This is a genomic window from Micromonospora sp. D75 (assembly GCF_018070405.1).
Classification (GTDB): Bacteria; Actinomycetota; Actinomycetes; order Mycobacteriales; family Micromonosporaceae; genus Micromonospora; species Micromonospora chalcea.
Map to the genome: position 1 here is coordinate 1 of NZ_JAGPXV010000690.1, position 2,946 is coordinate 2,946.

Below are 2,946 nucleotides of genomic sequence, written 5' to 3' on the forward strand. Positions count from 1 at the left end.
GCCGCATCTCGGCCACGCCGGTGAGCAGCGAGTACGCCAGCCCGGCCTGCAGGCGGGCGCAGCCGCGCGCCACCAGCGGGAGCGTGAACAGGGCGAACAGCCCGATCGCGGTGTTCAGGGCGATCCGCGCGCCGGCGCCGTCACCCATTCCGAGGAGCTGGCTCAGGTCCTGGTCGTCGACGCCGCGCGGGATGGCCCAGTCGTAGACGACGTAGAGCGTGCCGCCCAGGGCCAGCACCCACCAGACCACCAGCAGCACGAACGTGGGCAGGGCCACCAGCAGCCGGACGAACGCGTGCAGCAGGTCGAGCCACGACTGCGCGTCCCGGATCGGGGTGAACACCCGCCGCCAGAACCCGGCGCCCGGCTCCGGCCGGCGGTAGACCGGGCGTACCCGGGGCCGGTCCAGCACCGCGGCGAGCCGGAGCCGCTCGATGTCGGCCAGCCCACGGGCGGCGTAGAGGAAGCCGGCGAGGATCGGCAGGCCGAGCGTGGTCACCAGCAGCCCGGCGCTGAGTGAGATCCCCACCACCGCGAGCACGAAGCCGACGATCGCCAGCGGGAAGCCCACGAGTACGTAGGTGGTGTCGCGGGCGAGGCGGCGCAGCAGCCCGTGGACGGGGGACAGCGGAGTGGGCGCGGTGGCCAGTGGTGCGGCGGTCATGGTTCGAGGCTATGGGCGCGTGCCCCGCCGACCCATCCCGCACGCTGGCCTCTTGGGGGTGGGGTTCTCCCTACTGCAAAACGTGAGACTCGCCTCGCCACGCCGGTGACGGAGCGCTACGAGCCGCGCGCGATTGGTCAGGGAAGTCGGGATTGAGCAATAATCGCCACGCGCCGCCAAGGGAGGCGGTCGATCGATCTTGCGGGAATGGAGGGGCAGGTGAAGGCGCGTCGCGAGCTTTCAAGATCGCGATTTGTGCACCTCTTCACAAGCGCCTACTCTGTAGTTCCGACGCGCCCTGCTAGCACAGCCGGCAATCTCGGTCGCCAGCGGGAGTCCCGAAACGACCGGCCCCCGTCGCTGGTCGAGGATCGCACCGCACGGAGTCTCATGAGTCAGCACCGTCAACCAGGCGCGCCCGGCCGCACCGGTGCCGTACCGGCGCTTCCGGACCTGCCCGAGGCGACCGTGTCCCGGCTCCCGGAATACCTGCGTGCGCTGCACACGCTCGCCGACTCCGGGCACGAGACGGTGTCCAGCGAAGGGCTCGCCAACGCGGCAGGCGTCAACTCCGCGAAGCTCCGCAAGGACCTGTCCCACCTCGGCTCGTACGGCACCCGGGGCGTCGGCTACGACGTGGCGCTCCTGGTCGACCAGATCTCCTCGGTGCTCGGCCTCACCCAGTGCCGGGCCGTCGCGCTCGTCGGCGTCGGTAACCTCGGTCACGCGCTGGCCGGCTACGACGGCTTCGCCAACCGCGGCTTCCGTATCGCCGCGCTCCTCGACGCCGACCGGTCCCGGGTCGGCGAGCGGATCAACGGACTCGTCGTCCAGCACATCGACGACCTGCCCCAGGTGGTCGCCGAGGAATCGATCTCGATCGGCGTCATCGCCACGCCCGCCCCGGCCGCCCAGGCGGTCGCCGATCAGCTGGTCGCCGTCGGCGTGACGAGCATCCTCAACTTCGCGCCCTGCGTACTCTCGGTCCCGGACGGGGTCGACGTGCGCAAGGTCGACCTCGCCATCGAGCTGCAGATCCTGTCCTTCCACGAGCACCGCAAGGCGTCGCTGACCGCGCTCCCCGCCACCGGCGGGACCGCCCTCACCGCCCTGCCCGGCGGACTCGCGGCCACCGACACCCAGGAGGCGATCGGCACGTGAAACTGCTCGTCGTCGGCGCGTCCTACCGCACCGCCCCGGTCGCCACCCTGGAACAGCTCGCCGTCCCGCCCGCCGACCTCACCCGGACGCTGGACCGCCTGATCGCCCAGCCGTACGTCGCCGAGGCCGTCCTGGTCTCCACCTGCAACCGGGTGGAGGTCTACGCCGCCGTCTCCGGGTTCCACGGCGGACTCGGCGACATCTGCGCGGTCCTGGCCGATCAGGCCGGCTGCCAGCCGGCGGCGCTCGCCCCGCACCTCTACGTGCACTACGACGCCGCCGCCGTGGACCACGTCTTCCGGGTGGCCGCCGGGCTCGACTCGATGGTGGTCGGCGAGGCGCAGATCCTCGGCCAGCTCCGCGACGCCTACCACTCCGCCGGTGGCGCCGACTCGGCCGGCCGCCTGCTGCACGAGCTGATGCAGCAGGCGCTGCGGGTCGGCAAGCGCGCGCACGCCGAGACCAACATCGACCGGGCCGGGCAGAGCGTCGTCACCGCCGCGCTCGACCTCGCCGCCGAGATGCTCGACGGCGAGCTGGCCGGGCGGCCCGCGATGATCGTCGGCGCGGGCGCGATGGGCTCGCTGGGCGTGGCCACGCTGTCCCGGCTGGGCGCCGGCCCGCTCACCGTGACCAACCGGGGCGCCGCCCGTGCCGTCCGGCTCGCCGAGTCGTACGGCGCGTCCGCCGTGCCGATGGCCGAGCTGATCACCGCGCTCGCCGACGTAGACGGCGTGGTCGCCGCCACCGCCGCCACCGAGCCGGTGCTCACCCGCGACGTGGTGACCCGGGCACTGGCCCGCCGGGACGCCGACCGCGGCCCGCTGGTCCTGCTCGACCTGGCCGTACCGCGCGACGTCGAGCCCGGCGTCGCCGAGCTGCCCGGCGTCGAGGTCGTCGACATCGACCGGATGGCCGCCGTGCTCGCCGACGGGCCGGCCGCCGCCGACGCCGCCGAGGTGGCCCGGATCGTCGCCGGTGAGGTCGAGTCGTTCCTGAGCTGGCTGCGCGGCGCCGACGTGGCGCCGACGGTGGCCGCCCTGCGCGGCCGGGCCGACGACGTGGTCGCCACCGAGCTGCGCCGGCTCGGTCAGCGCCGCCCCGACCTCAGCGACGACCAG

3 protein-coding genes are annotated in these 2,946 nt (G+C 73.5%); 2 read left to right on the top strand and 1 reads right to left on the bottom strand.

The features are described from left to right. The coding region (locus KBX39_RS27710) for a sensor domain-containing protein (RefSeq protein WP_210873315.1) at positions 1–664 on the bottom strand (664 nt) is incomplete at its 3' end. A 390-nt stretch (positions 665–1,054) separates the two neighbouring features. Between KBX39_RS27710 and KBX39_RS27715 the strand changes: the two genes are divergently transcribed. After that, complete coding sequence (locus KBX39_RS27715) at positions 1,055–1,825, top strand: redox-sensing transcriptional repressor Rex (protein ID WP_043328093.1); 771 nt, start codon at positions 1,055–1,057, stop codon at positions 1,823–1,825. Beyond that, positions 1,822–2,946: glutamyl-tRNA reductase (locus tag KBX39_RS27720; RefSeq protein WP_210873317.1), on the top strand; the 1,125-nt coding region annotated here is incomplete at its 3' end. The genes KBX39_RS27715 and KBX39_RS27720, both read left to right, overlap by 4 nt.